This window comes from Aestuariivirga sp. (genome assembly GCF_020252405.1).
Classification (GTDB): Bacteria; Pseudomonadota; Alphaproteobacteria; order Rhizobiales; family Aestuariivirgaceae; genus Aestuariivirga.
This window is the reverse complement of sequence record NZ_JADCDA010000017.1, coordinates 1-12,826: the sequence shown is the minus strand read 5'-3', so window position 1 is coordinate 12,826 and position 12,826 is coordinate 1. Positions and strand designations below refer to the sequence as shown.

The 12,826-nt window shown below is 64.7% G+C and carries 14 protein-coding genes, 1 tRNA gene and 1 other RNA gene; 2 read left to right on the top strand and 14 right to left on the bottom strand.

All coding sequences use genetic code 11. The features are described from left to right. Positions 1-291: 291 nt before the first annotated feature. The 3 genes from ilvN to miaA all read right to left on the bottom strand — a co-directional run bounded on the left by ilvN (position 292) and on the right by miaA (position 3,722). Complete coding sequence (ilvN, locus tag IOC69_RS03840) at positions 292-852, bottom strand: acetolactate synthase small subunit (protein WP_290542208.1); 561 nt, start codon at positions 850-852, stop codon at positions 292-294. Positions 853-869: 17 nt separating this feature from the next. Then, positions 870-2,639: an acetolactate synthase 3 large subunit gene (locus IOC69_RS03835; protein WP_290542207.1), complete on the bottom strand. Its 1,770-nt coding sequence runs from the start codon at positions 2,637-2,639 to the stop codon at positions 870-872. Positions 2,640-2,864: 225 nt separating this feature from the next. After that, positions 2,865-3,722: a tRNA (adenosine(37)-N6)-dimethylallyltransferase MiaA gene (gene miaA, locus IOC69_RS03830; RefSeq protein ID WP_290542206.1), complete on the bottom strand. Its 858-nt coding sequence runs from the start codon at positions 3,720-3,722 to the stop codon at positions 2,865-2,867. On the opposite strand from miaA, the gene serB reads away from it, so the two are divergent. Continuing rightward, positions 3,723-4,601 carry a phosphoserine phosphatase SerB gene (gene serB / locus IOC69_RS03825; RefSeq protein ID WP_290542205.1) on the top strand — a complete coding sequence of 293 codons (879 nt, stop codon included), beginning with the start codon at positions 3,723-3,725 and terminating at the stop codon, positions 4,599-4,601. Positions 4,602-4,700: 99 nt separating this feature from the next. On the opposite strand, the gene IOC69_RS03820 is transcribed toward serB, so the two are convergent. The 9 genes from IOC69_RS03820 to IOC69_RS03780 form a co-directional block, all read right to left on the bottom strand. Beyond that, the gene (locus tag IOC69_RS03820; protein WP_290542204.1) at positions 4,701-6,254 is read right to left on the bottom strand and encodes a DegQ family serine endoprotease; all 1,554 of its coding nucleotides are present in this window, start codon (positions 6,252-6,254) and stop codon (positions 4,701-4,703) included. Positions 6,255-6,277: 23 nt separating this feature from the next. Continuing rightward, the gene (locus tag IOC69_RS03815; RefSeq protein WP_366935498.1) at positions 6,278-6,475 is read right to left on the bottom strand and encodes a DUF2065 domain-containing protein; all 198 of its coding nucleotides are present in this window, start codon (positions 6,473-6,475) and stop codon (positions 6,278-6,280) included. 13 nt (positions 6,476-6,488) lie between these two features. Next, entirely contained in the window at positions 6,489-7,412 is a 924-nt protein-coding gene (hflC, locus tag IOC69_RS03810; RefSeq protein WP_290542203.1) for a protease modulator HflC, read from the bottom strand. A gap of 14 nt (positions 7,413-7,426) precedes the next feature. Then, complete coding sequence (gene hflK / locus IOC69_RS03805) at positions 7,427-8,515, bottom strand: FtsH protease activity modulator HflK (protein WP_290542202.1); 1,089 nt, start codon at positions 8,513-8,515, stop codon at positions 7,427-7,429. A gap of 89 nt (positions 8,516-8,604) precedes the next feature. Next, positions 8,605-9,099: a dihydrofolate reductase gene (locus IOC69_RS03800; RefSeq protein WP_290542201.1), complete on the bottom strand. Its 495-nt coding sequence runs from the start codon at positions 9,097-9,099 to the stop codon at positions 8,605-8,607. Then, positions 9,096-9,572, bottom strand: coding sequence for a GNAT family N-acetyltransferase (locus IOC69_RS03795; protein ID WP_290542200.1), 477 nt, complete (start codon positions 9,570-9,572; stop codon positions 9,096-9,098). Before IOC69_RS03795 ends, IOC69_RS03800 begins: the two co-directional genes overlap by 4 nt. Then, complete coding sequence (locus IOC69_RS03790) at positions 9,569-10,045, bottom strand: GNAT family N-acetyltransferase (RefSeq protein WP_290542199.1); 477 nt, start codon at positions 10,043-10,045, stop codon at positions 9,569-9,571. Before IOC69_RS03790 ends, IOC69_RS03795 begins: the two co-directional genes overlap by 4 nt. Continuing rightward, positions 10,042-10,863, bottom strand: coding sequence for a CPBP family intramembrane glutamic endopeptidase (locus IOC69_RS03785; protein ID WP_290542198.1), 822 nt, complete (start codon positions 10,861-10,863; stop codon positions 10,042-10,044). The genes IOC69_RS03790 and IOC69_RS03785 overlap by 4 nt, the downstream gene beginning before the upstream one ends. Continuing rightward, entirely contained in the window at positions 10,860-11,654 is a 795-nt protein-coding gene (locus tag IOC69_RS03780; protein ID WP_290542197.1) for a thymidylate synthase, read from the bottom strand. The genes IOC69_RS03785 and IOC69_RS03780 overlap by 4 nt, the downstream gene beginning before the upstream one ends. Before the next feature lie 55 nt (positions 11,655-11,709). On the opposite strand from IOC69_RS03780, the gene ssrA reads away from it, so the two are divergent. Next, positions 11,710-12,071, top strand: a transfer-messenger RNA (tmRNA) gene (ssrA, locus tag IOC69_RS03775). 424 nt (positions 12,072-12,495) lie between these two features. On the opposite strand, the gene IOC69_RS03770 is transcribed toward ssrA, so the two are convergent. Both IOC69_RS03770 and IOC69_RS03765 read right to left on the bottom strand, forming a co-directional pair. Beyond that, positions 12,496-12,571, bottom strand: a tRNA-Lys gene (locus tag IOC69_RS03770). A gap of 73 nt (positions 12,572-12,644) precedes the next feature. After that, positions 12,645-12,826, bottom strand: a 182-nt coding sequence (locus IOC69_RS03765; protein WP_290542196.1) for an alpha-isopropylmalate synthase regulatory domain-containing protein, incomplete at its 5' end; no start/stop codon positions are given.

Here is a 12,826-nt window from a genome sequence, read left to right as displayed (position 1 = left end):
TAGAGCGCCGGGCGGTCATGCAGAATCGGGGTCTTTTCCCTCCCCCTTGTGGGGAGGGATTAAGGGTGGGGGTCCCCGGGCTCAGGTCTTTGAGAATTGGACTCCTGGGCCCCCCGCCCCTGCCCCTCCCCACGAGGGGGAAGGAAATCCTAATGGAGTCAATTGACCGCCCGCCGCTCTAAACTATAATTTTTTACGCATTTTCAGGTCAAGCGGACACCGGGTGACCGCCAGAATTGCGACCAAATAAGGAGGTGGAGCAAAAGTCGTCACGCCTTTGCGGATCATGCCCTACACCTTCATCCCCTCGGGTCCGCGGGTGATGCCCGCCACGCCCGTGCGCGCCACTTCGACGAGGCCGAGGGGCACCATGAGGGAGATGAACTGCTCCACCTTGTCGGTCTTCCCCGTGATCTCGAAGATAAAGCTTGTCGTGCCGGCATCGATGACGCGGGCGCGGAAGGCGTCCGCCAGGCGCAGCGCCTCGACGCGCTTCTCGCCCGCGCCGGAGACCTTGACCATGGCGAGCTCGCGGGTGAGCGCGTTGCCCTGGACGGTGAGGTCCGCCACCGAGTGCACCGGCACCATGCGGCCAAGCTGGTTCTTGATCTGCTCGATCACCACGGGCGTGCCGCTGGTCACGATGGTGATGCGCGAGACGTGCTTTTCGTGCTGGGTCTCCGACACGGTGAGCGACTCGATGTTGTAGCCGCGGCCGGAGAACAGGCCGATGACGCGGGCGAGCACACCCGGCTCGTTGTCGACGATCACGGCGAGCGTGTGGGTTTCGATCAGCGGCTTGGCATTGTCGAGGAAATAGGCCGAGCCCGAGGGCTGAAGATGTGCGTTCATGTGTCTTGTCTCCTCGCTTAAACCAGCATCTTGCCCTTGGCGTCGATGACCGAGCCGACATCCGCGTCGGCCACGTCCTCGCCCAGGATCATCTCGTTATGCGCCTTGCCCGAGGGGATCATCGGGAAGCAGTTGGCGAGGGCCGCCACCCGGCAGTCGAAGATCACCGGGCGCTTGACCTTGATCATTTCCTTGATCGCATCGTCGAGCTCCGCGGGCTTGGTGGCGCGCATGCCCACACAGCCATAGGCCTCTGCCAGCTTCACGAAATCGGGAAGCGCCTCGGTGTAGGAGTGCGACAGGCGGTTGCCGTGCAGGAGCTGCTGCCACTGGCGCACCATGCCCATGTACTGGTTGTTGAGAATGAAAATCTTGACGGGCAGCTCATACTGGACCGCCGTCGACATCTCCTGCATGGTCATCAGCACCGAAGCGTCGCCCGCGATGTCGATGACAAGGGCATCCGGGTGCGCCCGCTGCACGCCGACCGCGGCGGGAAGGCCATAGCCCATGGTGCCGAGGCCTCCGGAGGTCATCCAGCGGTTCGGCTCCTCGAAGCGGTAGAACTGTGCCGCCCACATCTGGTGCTGGCCCACCTCGGTGGTGATGTAGGTGTTCTTGTCCCTCGTCAGTTCATACAGCCGTTCGACGGCATATTGCGGCATGATGACGTCGGCGTTGGCCGGGTATTTCAGGCAGTCCCTGGCGCGCCAGCTGTTGATTTGCTTCCACCAGGCGTCGAGGGCCTTCCTGTCCAGGGTCACGGACCTGGACTTCCAGACGCGGATCATGTCTTCCAGCGCGTGCGCGACGTCGGCGATGACCGGCACATCGACGCGCACCGTCTTGTTGATGGAGGATGGATCGATGTCGATGTGGATCTTCTTCGAATTGGGGGAGAAGGCGTTGAGACGGCCGGTGATGCGGTCGTCGAAGCGGGCACCCACGCAGATCATCACGTCGCAGTCATGCATGGCCATGTTGGCCTCGTACATGCCGTGCATGCCCAGCATGCCGAGCCAGTTGCCGCCAGATGCCGGATAGGCGCCCAGCCCCATCAGGGTCGAGGTGATGGGAATGTTGGTCATCGCCACGAAATCGCGCAGCAGCTTAGACGCTGTGGGACCTGAGTTGATGACGCCGCCGCCGGTGTAGAGGATCGGGCGCTTCGCCGTGGCGATCAGTTCCACCGCGGCGCGGATGGCGTTCTGATCGGCCTTGACCTGCGGGCGGTAGGTCTTGTGCTCGATGTTCCTCGGGCCGACATAGCGGCCCCTGGCGAACTGCACGTCCTTCGGAATATCGACGACGACCGGGCCGGGGCGGCCATGGGTCGCGACATAAAAGGCCTCGTGCAGGACGCGCGCGAGGTCGTTCACGTCCTTCACCAGGTAATTGTGCTTGGTGCAGGGCCTGGTGATGCCGACCGTGTCGCATTCCTGGAAGGCGTCGGAGCCGATCAGGTGGGTCGGCACCTGGCCGGTGATGCAGACCATGGGAATGGAATCCAGGAGCGCATCGGTGAGGCCCGTCACCGCATTGGTGGCGCCGGGGCCCGACGTGACCAGCACGACGCCGCACTTGCCGGTCGAGCGGGCATAGCCTTCCGCGGCATGGGTCGCCCCCTGCTCATGGCGGACAAGAATGTGCTCCACCTTCTCCTGCTGGAAGATCTCGTCATAGATCGGAAGCACGGCGCCGCCCGGATAGCCGAACACGGTGTCGACCCCCTGGTCCTGCAGCGCCTTCAGCACCATTTCGGCGCCTGTCATCTCGTTCGTGGCCATGTCACTCACCTCTTCAGCATTTGCGGTCGTAAAACACGCGATTTGTCACTCCGGCAATAAAAAAGGCCCCCAAGGGAGCCTGATTTCCGCGCAGCACCGCCAGTTCCTGGAAGCCTAAGCTCCCCCGGCGCTGCGCGGTCCTACTACAAGAATGATGTTCATGGACGACTTCTCTACGGGGGTGGAGGGGCGGCGTCAAGGGGACTGGGCGAAAGGAGGCCATCATCAGCTCCAGTGCCGCATCTGCCCGCGCCACCAGATGATCTGGCGCTTGATGTATTGGCGGGTGGCGGCCTTGGCCTGTGTGACGGACTCCTCCAGCGTGATCTCGCCTTTCAGATGCGCGATGAGCTCCGGCAGGCCGATGGCCTTCATGACGGGGAGTTCGGGATCGAGGTGCATGAGAGCGCGGGCCTCGTCCAGTGCGCCGGCGGCGATCATGGCGTCGAAGCGGGCCTCGGCGCGGGCGTGGAGCTCGGCGCGCGGAACATCCATGAAAATGCGGTCGACGCGGACGCCGGCGAGCGGGGCCTTGTCCTGGCCTTGCCTTTGCCAGTCAAGCAGGGAGCGGCCGGTGGCGTCGATGACTTCGAGAGCCCGCGTGATGCGCTGGCGGTCGGCGGGCTGGAGCTTCGCGGCCATGGCGGGATCGCGGCGGGCAAGTTCGGCGTGGTGATCGCCGGTGAAACTGCGCCAGTGGCTGCGCACCTCATTGGGGATCGGCGGCACGGGAGCGAGGCCCTGTTCGAGCGCGCGGAAATAAAGGCCGGTGCCGCCGGTGATAATGGGGAGAAGGCCCTGTTCCCACGCGGCGTCCATCTCGCGGCGGGCCCCGGCGAGCCAGCTTGCCACCGAGCAAGGCTGCTCCGCGCCGATATGGCCATAGAGGCGGTGCGGCGCCAGGGCCTCCTCCTGCGCCGTGGGGCGGGCGGAAAGGATGCGCAGCGGCGCATAGACCTGCAGCGCATCGGCATTGACGATTACGCCGTTCAGCGCCGCAGCCTTCTCCAGCGCCAGGGCGGACTTGCCGCTGGCGGTGGGGCCTGCAATAAGCAGCGCGCGTTTCTCGTCTCTGGCGGTCATATGGATTGCGTTCTCGTCCTCATAGCAGCCCCGGGCTCGGGTGCAATCGGCGCGAACGTCACCGGGATGCTGCGCGGCTTCGGGGCAGGCGCGCCGCGCTGGCTGGCGGAGGGCGAGGCGCTGGAGGTTCCGGACTTCGCGGGCCGGGACGATTTCCTGGCGGCCATCGCCGCCCTGCCCCTCGACGCCAATCTCGTGCCGGTGGCAAACCGCCGCAAGCGCCTGCTTGTCGCCGACATGGACTCGACCATGATCGAGCAGGAATGCATCGACGAGCTGGGCGTTGCCGCCGGAGCGGGCGAGCGCATCAAGCAGATCACGGCGCGCGCCATGCGGGGCGAGCTGGACTTCGAGGACGCGCTGAGGGAGCGGGTGAGGCTCTTGAAGGGGCTTGACACCGGCATCATCGACACGATCCTCCGTGAACGGATCAGCCTCATGCCGGGCGCGAAGACGCTGGTCGCCACCATGAAGGCGAACGGCGCCCACACCGCGCTCGTCTCCGGCGGCTTCACGCCCTTCACGTCGAAGGTCGCCGGGGCGCTGGGTTTCGATGAACATCAGGCGAACGGGCTGATCGTGGCGGACGGGCTGCTCACGGGCGAGGTGGACAGCCCCATCCTCGGCCAGCAGGCGAAGCTCGATGCGCTCAGGCGCATTTCAGCGCGGCTGGGGATTTCAACGGCCGATGCGCTGGCGGTGGGCGACGGGGCAAACGACCTCGCGATGATCGGCGAGGCGGGCATGGGCGTGGCGCTGCACGCGAAGCCGCAGGTGCAGGCCCTGGCGAAGCTCCGCGTGAACCACGGCGACCTGACGGCGGTGCTTTATCTTCAGGGGTATGAGAAGGCGGAGTTTGTGGGGCCTCAACTCCCTTAAAGCCGTCATCCCGGCGAAAGCCGGGACCCAGTTTTCTCTCCGCGCCTGCTGAACCAAAGCTGGGCCCCGGCCTTCGCCGGGGTGACGCCTTGTTCCGGTTTATTTCAGCTTCAACGCGATGAAGCGCATTTCGCCGGGCTTGCCGCCTTTGGCGATCAGAAGCAGGACCGAGTTCTTGCCGGCCTTCCTCGCCTCCTCGACGCGCGTCGCAATATCCGCCGCACCCTGAACGTCCTGTTCGCCGGCCTCCGTGATGACATCGCCCGGTTCGAGGCGCTTGTCGGCGGCCGCACCGTCCTTGGCCACTTCGGTGATGACGGCGCCCTTCAGGTCCTTGTCAATGCCGAACTTGGTGCGCAGCTCGTCGGTGATCGAGGTGAGCGTCATGCCGAGCACGGTGACGACGGCGGGAGCCGCAGGCTGCGGTTTCGCGGCGCCCGAGGCGTCCGCCATCTTCTCGCCATCCTCCAGCCGGCCCACCTCTGCGGTGAGCGCCACTTCCTTGCCCTTGCGCAGCACCTTGAGAGGCACCTTTCCGCCGATCGGCGTTTCGGCCACGATCTTGGGCAGGTCGCGCATGGCGTTCACCGGGCGACCGTTGAACTCGATGACGATGTCGCCAGGCTGGAGGCCAGCCTTCTCGGCCGGGCCTCCCGCCGTAATGTCCGCCACCAGCGCGCCATGGGTGTTGTCGAGGGCAAGCGACTCGGCGATCTCGTCGGTGACCGCCTGAATCTTGACGCCGAGCCAGCCGCGCCTGGTCTCGCCATACTGGATCAGCTGGTTGATGACGTTCTTCGCGGTGTTGGACGGCACCGCAAAGCCGATGCCGATGGAGCCGCCCGACGGCGAGAAGATCGCCGTGTTGATGCCCATCACCTCGCCCTTCAAATTGAACAGCGGGCCGCCGGAATTGCCCTTGTTGATGGCGGCATCGGTCTGGATGAAGTCGTCGTAAGGCCCCGCATTGATATCGCGGTTCCGGGCCGAGACGATGCCGAGCGAGACCGAGCCGCCGAGCCCGAAGGGATTGCCGATGGCCATCACCCATTCGCCCACGCGCAGCTTGTCGCTGTCGCCGAAGCCGACGGTGGGCAGGGGCTTCTTGGGCTTCACCCGGATCACCGCAAGGTCGGTCTTGGGATCGCGGCCCACGAGTTCGGCCTTCAGGATGGTGTCATCGTGAAAGTGGACTTCGATCGACTCCGCGCCTTCCACCACGTGATTGTTGGTGACGATGATGCCGGACGCGTCGATCACAAAACCCGAGCCCATGGAGGTCATCTTCTGTTTCGGCTGATCGCCGCCCTGTCCGCGCTTCAGGAACTCGTCGAAGAAATCCTTGAAGGGATTGCTGGGGTCATCCGGATTCCCGGAACCCGGCGAATTGCCGGGCGGCGTGTCGGGCGTGTCCTGCTGGCTGTCCGGCGTATCGGACCCTTCGCTGCCGCTGCCCGATTCGATGGTGATCTCGACCACGGCGGGCAGCAGCCGGTCGGCGAGGTCCGCGACGGAGGGAAGCTCCTGCAACGTCGTGGCGGTGAGGTCCTGCGCCGGCTGCGTCGACGTCTGCGCCTGCACGGCCCCCGCCGCCAGCATGCCGATACCCGCCGCCAGCACGAAGCTGCGAACCGTCACGATCTTGCCGCTCATCTCCAACCTCCTCGAAACCCGTCTCAGAACATCGCCGCGTTCACAAGCCACACCGTCAACACCCCGGCGGCCATGGCGGCAACGCCCCCGATACGCAACTGATCGTCCGAAAGCCTGCACACCGACTGCATCATGGCCTTCAGTTGACCGGGAACCAAGGCATAAAGAAGACCCTCGATCACGAGAACGAGACCGAGGGCCAACAACACATGGGCCAGCATCACTGGGCCGGCATCACTGGGCCGGCTGGGCCGGGGCCGGAACCGGGACAGGCTGTGGCGCCGTGGAGCCACCCGCCTTCTGATCGCTGAAGTAGCGGAAGAACTCCGAGTTGGGGCTCAGAACCATGGTGGTGCCGCCGCCCAGCGCCTTCTGGTAGGCCTGCATCGAGCGGTAGAAGGCGAAGAATTCCGGGTCCTGCTCAAAGGCTTCGGCAAACACTTTGTTGCGATCGGCATCGCCCTGGCCGCGGAGTATTTCCGCTTCCTTCTTGGCCAGCGCCAGCTTCTCGGTCACCGTTCGGTCGGTTTCGGCGTTCATGCGGGTTTTCGTCGATTCGCCCTGCGAGCGGATATCCTGGGCCAGCGCGTTGCGCTCCGACTTCATGCGGTCATAGGTCTGCTCCAGGACGTTGCTGGAGAGATCGGTGCGGCGCACGCGGACATCGACGATCTCGATGCCCAGCGCATCCGCCTCCTCGCGCAGCTGATCGCGGATCTCGCGCATCATCGCGGCGCGGTCGGACGACAGCGCGGCGTCGAAGGAGCGCCGGCCATAGGTCTGGCGCAGGGCAGCATCGAGCCTGGCGCCGACGCGCTGTTCGGCCTGCATCATGTCGGCCCCCAGAGTCTCGCGGAACAGCCGCGCATTGTTGATGCGGGCGAGCGTGAAGGCATCGACGATATAGACCTGCGAGGCCACGTCCTGCACCGGACGACCGTTGTTCTCCCAGATCTGGATGCGGTTGTCGATCAGCGTCACCGTGTCGGCGAAGGGCAGCTTGAAATAGAGGCCCGGCTCCTCCACCACGCGGTCGATATCGCCGAAGCGCAGGACAAGCGCCTTGTGCTTCTGGTCCACCACGAAATAGGAGAGGTAGAAGAGAACCGCTGCGGCGATCGCAGTGACAGCGAGAATGGTTTTGGTCGTGCTGTTCATGGCTGTCCTCCCGCTCAGTTCTGCGCCGCGCCCGAACGGGCCTTGACTTCCGGAAGCGGAAGGTAAGGCACCACACCCTGGCCGCCCGCCCCCGGCTCGACAATCACCTTGTTGGCGCCGCCGAGCACGTTCTCCATGGTTTCGAGGAAGATGCGTTCGCGCGTCACGTCCCTGGCGTTCTTGTACTGCTCATAGACCGAGAGGAAACGCGCCGCCTCGCCCTGCGCCTCGGCAACGGTCGCGGCCTTGTAGGCGTTGGCGTCCTCGATCAGCTTCGCCGCGTCACCGTCGGTCTGGCGATATTTCTGGTTCCGGTACTGTTCGGCCTGGTTGATCAGCTGCTGCTGGTTCTGGCCGGCGCGCACGACTTCGGCAAAGGCATCGGCCACCTGGCCTGGCGGCTGCACGTTGCCGAGGTTGACGGATGACAGAGTGACGCCCGCGCCATATTCGTCGAGCAGCTTCTGGGTGATCTCCACGACCTGCGCCTCGACGGTGTTCTTGCCCGTGGTCAGGATGACCTGGGCGCGGGTCTGACCCACCACCTCGCGCATCGCACTCTGCGACACAGCGGAGATCACCTGCTCCTGATCGGCGACGTTGAACAGGAAGTCCTTGGCGTTGTTGATGCGCCAAAACACCGAGAAGGGCACGTTGATGATGTTCTTGTCGGAGGTCAGCATCTGGCCGTCGTCGCCGTCGCTGCCGATGTTGATCTGGCGCACGGCGCCGACCTTGGGCCGCTCCATGGTCTCGACGGGCCACAGGGCGAAGTGCAGGCCGGGCTCGGCGATGCGGTTGAAGGTGCCGAAGCGCAGCACCACGCCGCGCTCGTCCGGCTGGACCTGGTAGATGCTGTTGAAGATGACCACGACGGCGGCGAAGCCGACCGCGAGAAGCCAGCCGAAGGACCCGCCGCCGCCCTGCGGCAGCACCTGCTTCAACTTGTCCTGACCCTTGCGGATCAATTCCTCAAGGTCGGGCGGATTGGGGCCGCGGCCGCCGCCCGTGTTCGGACGGCGCGGCCCGCCTCCCTGTCCCCATGGCCCCTGCCCCCAGGGACCCTGGCCACCACCGCCACCGCCTTCGGAATTCCACGGCATTCAATTCACCCTTGCTGTTCTGATGTCGCGTCACGCGTTTCGGTCGATATAGGAAGCCCCTGCCGGAATGTCCACGGCGCGGAAGCACCTCACTTTTTTGTCATCCGGTCGAGAATGCGGAGGGTGAAGGAGGCGGTGTCACGCTCAGCCTTGAGGTGCAGCTCGCGCTCCGTCTCACGCCATTCCCCCGGCGAAACCGCCGGGAAATGCGTGTCGCCATCGACCTCGAGGTCAACCTCGGTGAGGTAGAGCCGGTCGACCAGCGGCCAGAACAGGCGGTAGATCTCGCCGCCGCCGATCACCGCCATCTCCGGCACACCGGCGCAGAGGCGGAGCGCTTCCTCCGGGGAGGCGGCCACCTCGGCCCCTTCGGACGCGAAATCCCTCCGCCGCGTGATGACGATGTTGCGGCGGCCGGGAAGCGGCCTGCGCGGCAGGCTCTCCCAGGTCTTGCGCCCCATCACCACGGGCTTGCCCATGGTGATGTCCCTGAAGCGCTTGAGGTCGGAGGAGATGTGCCAGGGAAGCCCACCCTCGCGGCCGATGACGCCATTCTTCGACACCGCGGCGACATAGGAAATCATGAGGCAAGCCTCTCGAGTGCTTCCTCCGAAAGCTTGCAGAAGCAGTTGCCGTCCTCGATGCAGGCCCCCGCAGCCTCATAGAGTTTGCGGGCGTCGGTGTTCCACCCCATCATCAGCCACTTCACGGCATCGGCCTTGCGCGCCACCGCCAGTTTGGCCACCGCCTTAAGAAGCGCGGTCGCGATACCCTTCCGGCGGAAGGCCGGCAGCACGGAGATGTCCTCCAGGTAGATGCCTTCGCGGCCTGAGAAGGTGGAATAGCTGCGCTGCCAGGTGGCGCAGCCTGCGGGCACGCCGTTCCACTCCGCGATGATGGCGCCATTGATGGCATGGGGGTCGGCGAGGAACCGCTCATAGTCCTCGGGCGCCGCCGTGAAATATGCCTCATAGCTGTGGTGCACGGCAAGTTCGCGCACCATGGCGATGAGGACCGGGCCGTCGCCCGCCACGGCAGGGCGGATGGTGATGGTCATGACGCCAGCGCTTCCAGTTCGGAGCCCGTAACGCGGAACACCGTCCATTCGTCCATGGGCTTTGCGCCGAGCGATCTATAGACGGCGATCGAAGGTTCGTTCCAGTCCAGCACCCACCATTGAAGCCGCGGCAGGCCCTCGGCCACGCAGCGCCGCGCGAGTGTTTTCAGCAGCGCCTTGCCGATGCCCCTGCCGCGCAGGTGGGGTTCGACGAACAGATCCTCGAGATAGATGCCCGCCTTTCCGGCGAAGGTGGAAAAATTGTAGAACCACAGCGCAAAGCCCGCCGGCTCGCCGTTCCAGAAGGCGAGGTCGCAATGGCAGCGCGGGGCGGGCCCGAACAGCGCCTCGCGCAGGCCTGCCCCGGTGGCCGTCACCTCATGCGCCAGCTTCTCATATTCCGCCAGCTTGCGGATGAAGCCCAGCACCAGCCCCTCCTCCCCTGGCCGCGCCGCGCGGACCTCAAGGCTCACGGCCCGCCACCCAAGACGAAGAAGATAAGCAGCGCATTGAGGCCGTTCCAGATGCCGTGGCAGGCGATGGTCACCCACAGGCTGCCGAACCGGTAGATCAGGTAGCCGAAGATCAGGCCCATGACGAAAATGAGCCCGATTGACAGCCACGTCTCCGAGAAGTGCAGCAGTGACCACATCAGCGCAGTGAGCAATGTGGCCCCGGCCACGCCGAGCCTGGTCTGCGACAGGGCCGAAAACAGCTGGCCGCGGAAGATCGCCTCCTCGGCCAGCGACGCGCCGATGGTGACCGAGGGAAACACCAGCGCGAAGAGCCATGGCTCGTTGGCGAGGTCGAACATCGCCTCCTTCACCGTGCCCGCTGAACCGGTCTTGGGCGACTGTCCGTCAGGACCTGGCGTGTATTGCGATCCGTCGATGTCGAAGACGGCGGCGATCGCGGAGATCGCCGCATACATCGCCAGCATGAAGCAGACGACGAGCGCCACCCAGCCCAGCCACCCGAGCTGTGGCCTGCGCAGGCTCAGCACCTGGGCGGCGCGGCCGCCGCGCAAGTTCGCCAGCCACCAGGCCATCCCCGCCACGAGCAGCGCCACCGGCAGAAGCGAGACCAGCGCCAGCTTGGTGACGTCATGCGAGGCGGTGGGGTCGAGCCTGTCCGCCCACGCGAAGGCCAACACGGCGACCAGCGGCAGCAGCAGGTAAACCGACAACAACGCCGCCGCAGCCATCAGCGCATACCACAGCCCCGCCGGGTTCGACGGCGCATAAAGGCGGCGGAAGAAACCGCCCGAGAAATCCTCGCCCAGCCACCTCATACGGCCACGCGTGCGGCAATGTGGGGGTGCGGCTGGTAATTGACGATCTCGAAATCCTCGAAGCGGAAACCGGTGATGTCCCTCACGTCGCGCCTGATCACAAGGCGCGGCAAGGCGAGCGGCTCGCGCGTCAGCTGCTCGTCCGCCTGTTCGATGTGGTTGAGGTAGAGATGCGCGTCGCCCAGCGTGTGGATGAAGTCGCCCGGTTTCAGCCCCGTCACATGCGCCACCATGTGGGTGAGCAGCGCATAGGACGCGATGTTGAAGGGCACGCCGAGGAAGATGTCCGCCGACCGCTGATAGAGCTGGCAGGAGAGCTTGCCGCCCGCCACATAGAACTGGAACAGGCAGTGGCAGGGCGGCAGCGCCATGCGGTCCACATCCGCCGGGTTCCAGGCCGTGACAATGAGGCGGCGCGAATCCGGGTTTTTCCTGATCCGCGCGATCACGTCCGAGAGCTGGTCGATGGCGGACCCGTCACGCGCGGGCCAGGAGCGCCACTGGGCGCCATAGACGGGGCCGAGCTCGCCATTGGCGTCCGCCCACTCGTCCCAGATGGTGACCTTGTTGTCGCGGAGATACTGAACATTGGTGTCGCCGCGGATGAACCACAGAAGCTCATGAATGATCGACCGCAGGTGCAGCTTCTTGGTCGTCACCAGCGGAAAGCCGTGGCTCAGGTCATAACGGCTCTGCCAGCCGAAGACCGAGAGCGTGCCGGTTCCGGTTCGGTCGTCCTTGCGGTGTCCGTGCTGGCGCACATGCCGCATGAGGTCGTGGTACTGCTTCATGGGGTGAGCCTAGACGATTCCGCCGGGCGACACAAAGCGGGCGGAGAACCAAGTTTCCCTTTCCTTCGCCGGGGCCGGTCCCTATATTCGGGCTGTCACGCCGCAAGGCATGACTATGGCGATAAACGGTGATCGTAATAAACCATTCGGACCCGGGGGCAGTACCCGGCGCCTCCACCACAGACCGCCGCTGAACGGCGGCCTGTGATGGGGGCGAACCAGGATCGACGAGGGTGTAAAGGGTTGCTTTTTGCCCGTGATGGTTCCGACGTTATCGGGCTAAACATATAGTTGCCAACGACAACTATGCTCCGGTCGCGGTGGCTGCGTAAGCAGTCTGAGCAACCGAAATCAAAGTCCTTGGGCTTAGCCGCTTAAGGCGGGGCTCGCCGGCGCCTGGCAACAGAAGCCGGCACTTAATCTTTTGGTGCGCCTGACGATTGACTCCCGGGACATTTGTGGCGGTCAGCGGCCATATGAGCTTGCGCCGGACTGGGAAAGCCTCGCCTTGAACCAACCGGCGGAGTTTGCGTGTCCGCCTGGACCTTCCGCTATTTTTACAATCAGGTCTTCCGGAAAGCGTGCATAATCCTTGTTCGGGCATCAAGTCTTGCCTCACTGACGGTTTCCATCGTCATCTATCGCGCGCACCGGGCAGCCGCCGCGACATCGGCGACGCATCCCGCAGCACCTTCATTCCGGCCATGGTGCTGGATGTCAGCAGGGAGGATTGAGAGAGACCGTGAGAGAAAAACCGGGCGTGAGAGACATTGTTTCTCCCAAATCCCTCCCATGTTCCGCATGCGTTCTAACAGTGAGTGGCGTAACGTGTTGATTTCCTTGGTGGGCGATGAAGGACTCGAACCTTCGACCCGCTGATTAAGAGTCAGCTGCTCTACCACCTGAGCTAATCGCCCGCCCTTGAAGGACGTTCGGCCCCGCATGACCGGAGCCGACAGGGCGGTAAGTACATCGCCCGCCGTGCCCCGTCTAGCTCTTTTTTAGCGCCCTGTTGACGCCGGAAATCACCGCCTTGAGCGAGGCCGTGACGATGTTCTTGTCGATGCCCACGCCGAACAGGCTGGAGCCGTCAGGCAGCCGTAGTTCCACATATGCGATGGCCGCCGCATTGGCGCCCATGCCGATGGCGTGCTCGCGGGAATCCGCCACAT

Coding starts and splice junctions, on each gene's coding strand:
- IOC69_RS03785 (WP_290542198.1), bottom strand. CDS start 10,863: ATGAGGTGGCTGGGCGAGGATTTCTCGGGCGGTTTCTTCCGCCGCCTT.
- IOC69_RS03820 (WP_290542204.1), bottom strand. CDS start 6,254: ATGAGCGGCAAGATCGTGACGGTTCGCAGCTTCGTGCTGGCGGCGGGT.
- miaA (WP_290542206.1), bottom strand. CDS start 3,722: ATGACCGCCAGAGACGAGAAACGCGCGCTGCTTATTGCAGGCCCCACC.
- IOC69_RS03800 (WP_290542201.1), bottom strand. CDS start 9,099: ATGATTTCCTATGTCGCCGCGGTGTCGAAGAATGGCGTCATCGGCCGC.
- IOC69_RS03815 (WP_366935498.1), bottom strand. CDS start 6,475: ATGCTGGCCCATGTGTTGTTGGCCCTCGGTCTCGTTCTCGTGATCGAG.
- hflK (WP_290542202.1), bottom strand. CDS start 8,515: ATGCCGTGGAATTCCGAAGGCGGTGGCGGTGGTGGCCAGGGTCCCTGG.
- IOC69_RS03780 (WP_290542197.1), bottom strand. CDS start 11,654: ATGAAGCAGTACCACGACCTCATGCGGCATGTGCGCCAGCACGGACAC.
- IOC69_RS03795 (WP_290542200.1), bottom strand. CDS start 9,572: ATGACCATCACCATCCGCCCTGCCGTGGCGGGCGACGGCCCGGTCCTC.
- IOC69_RS03835 (WP_290542207.1), bottom strand. CDS start 2,639: ATGGCCACGAACGAGATGACAGGCGCCGAAATGGTGCTGAAGGCGCTG.
- hflC (WP_290542203.1), bottom strand. CDS start 7,412: ATGAACAGCACGACCAAAACCATTCTCGCTGTCACTGCGATCGCCGCA.
- ilvN (WP_290542208.1), bottom strand. CDS start 852: ATGAACGCACATCTTCAGCCCTCGGGCTCGGCCTATTTCCTCGACAAT.
- serB (WP_290542205.1), top strand. CDS start 3,723: ATGGATTGCGTTCTCGTCCTCATAGCAGCCCCGGGCTCGGGTGCAATC.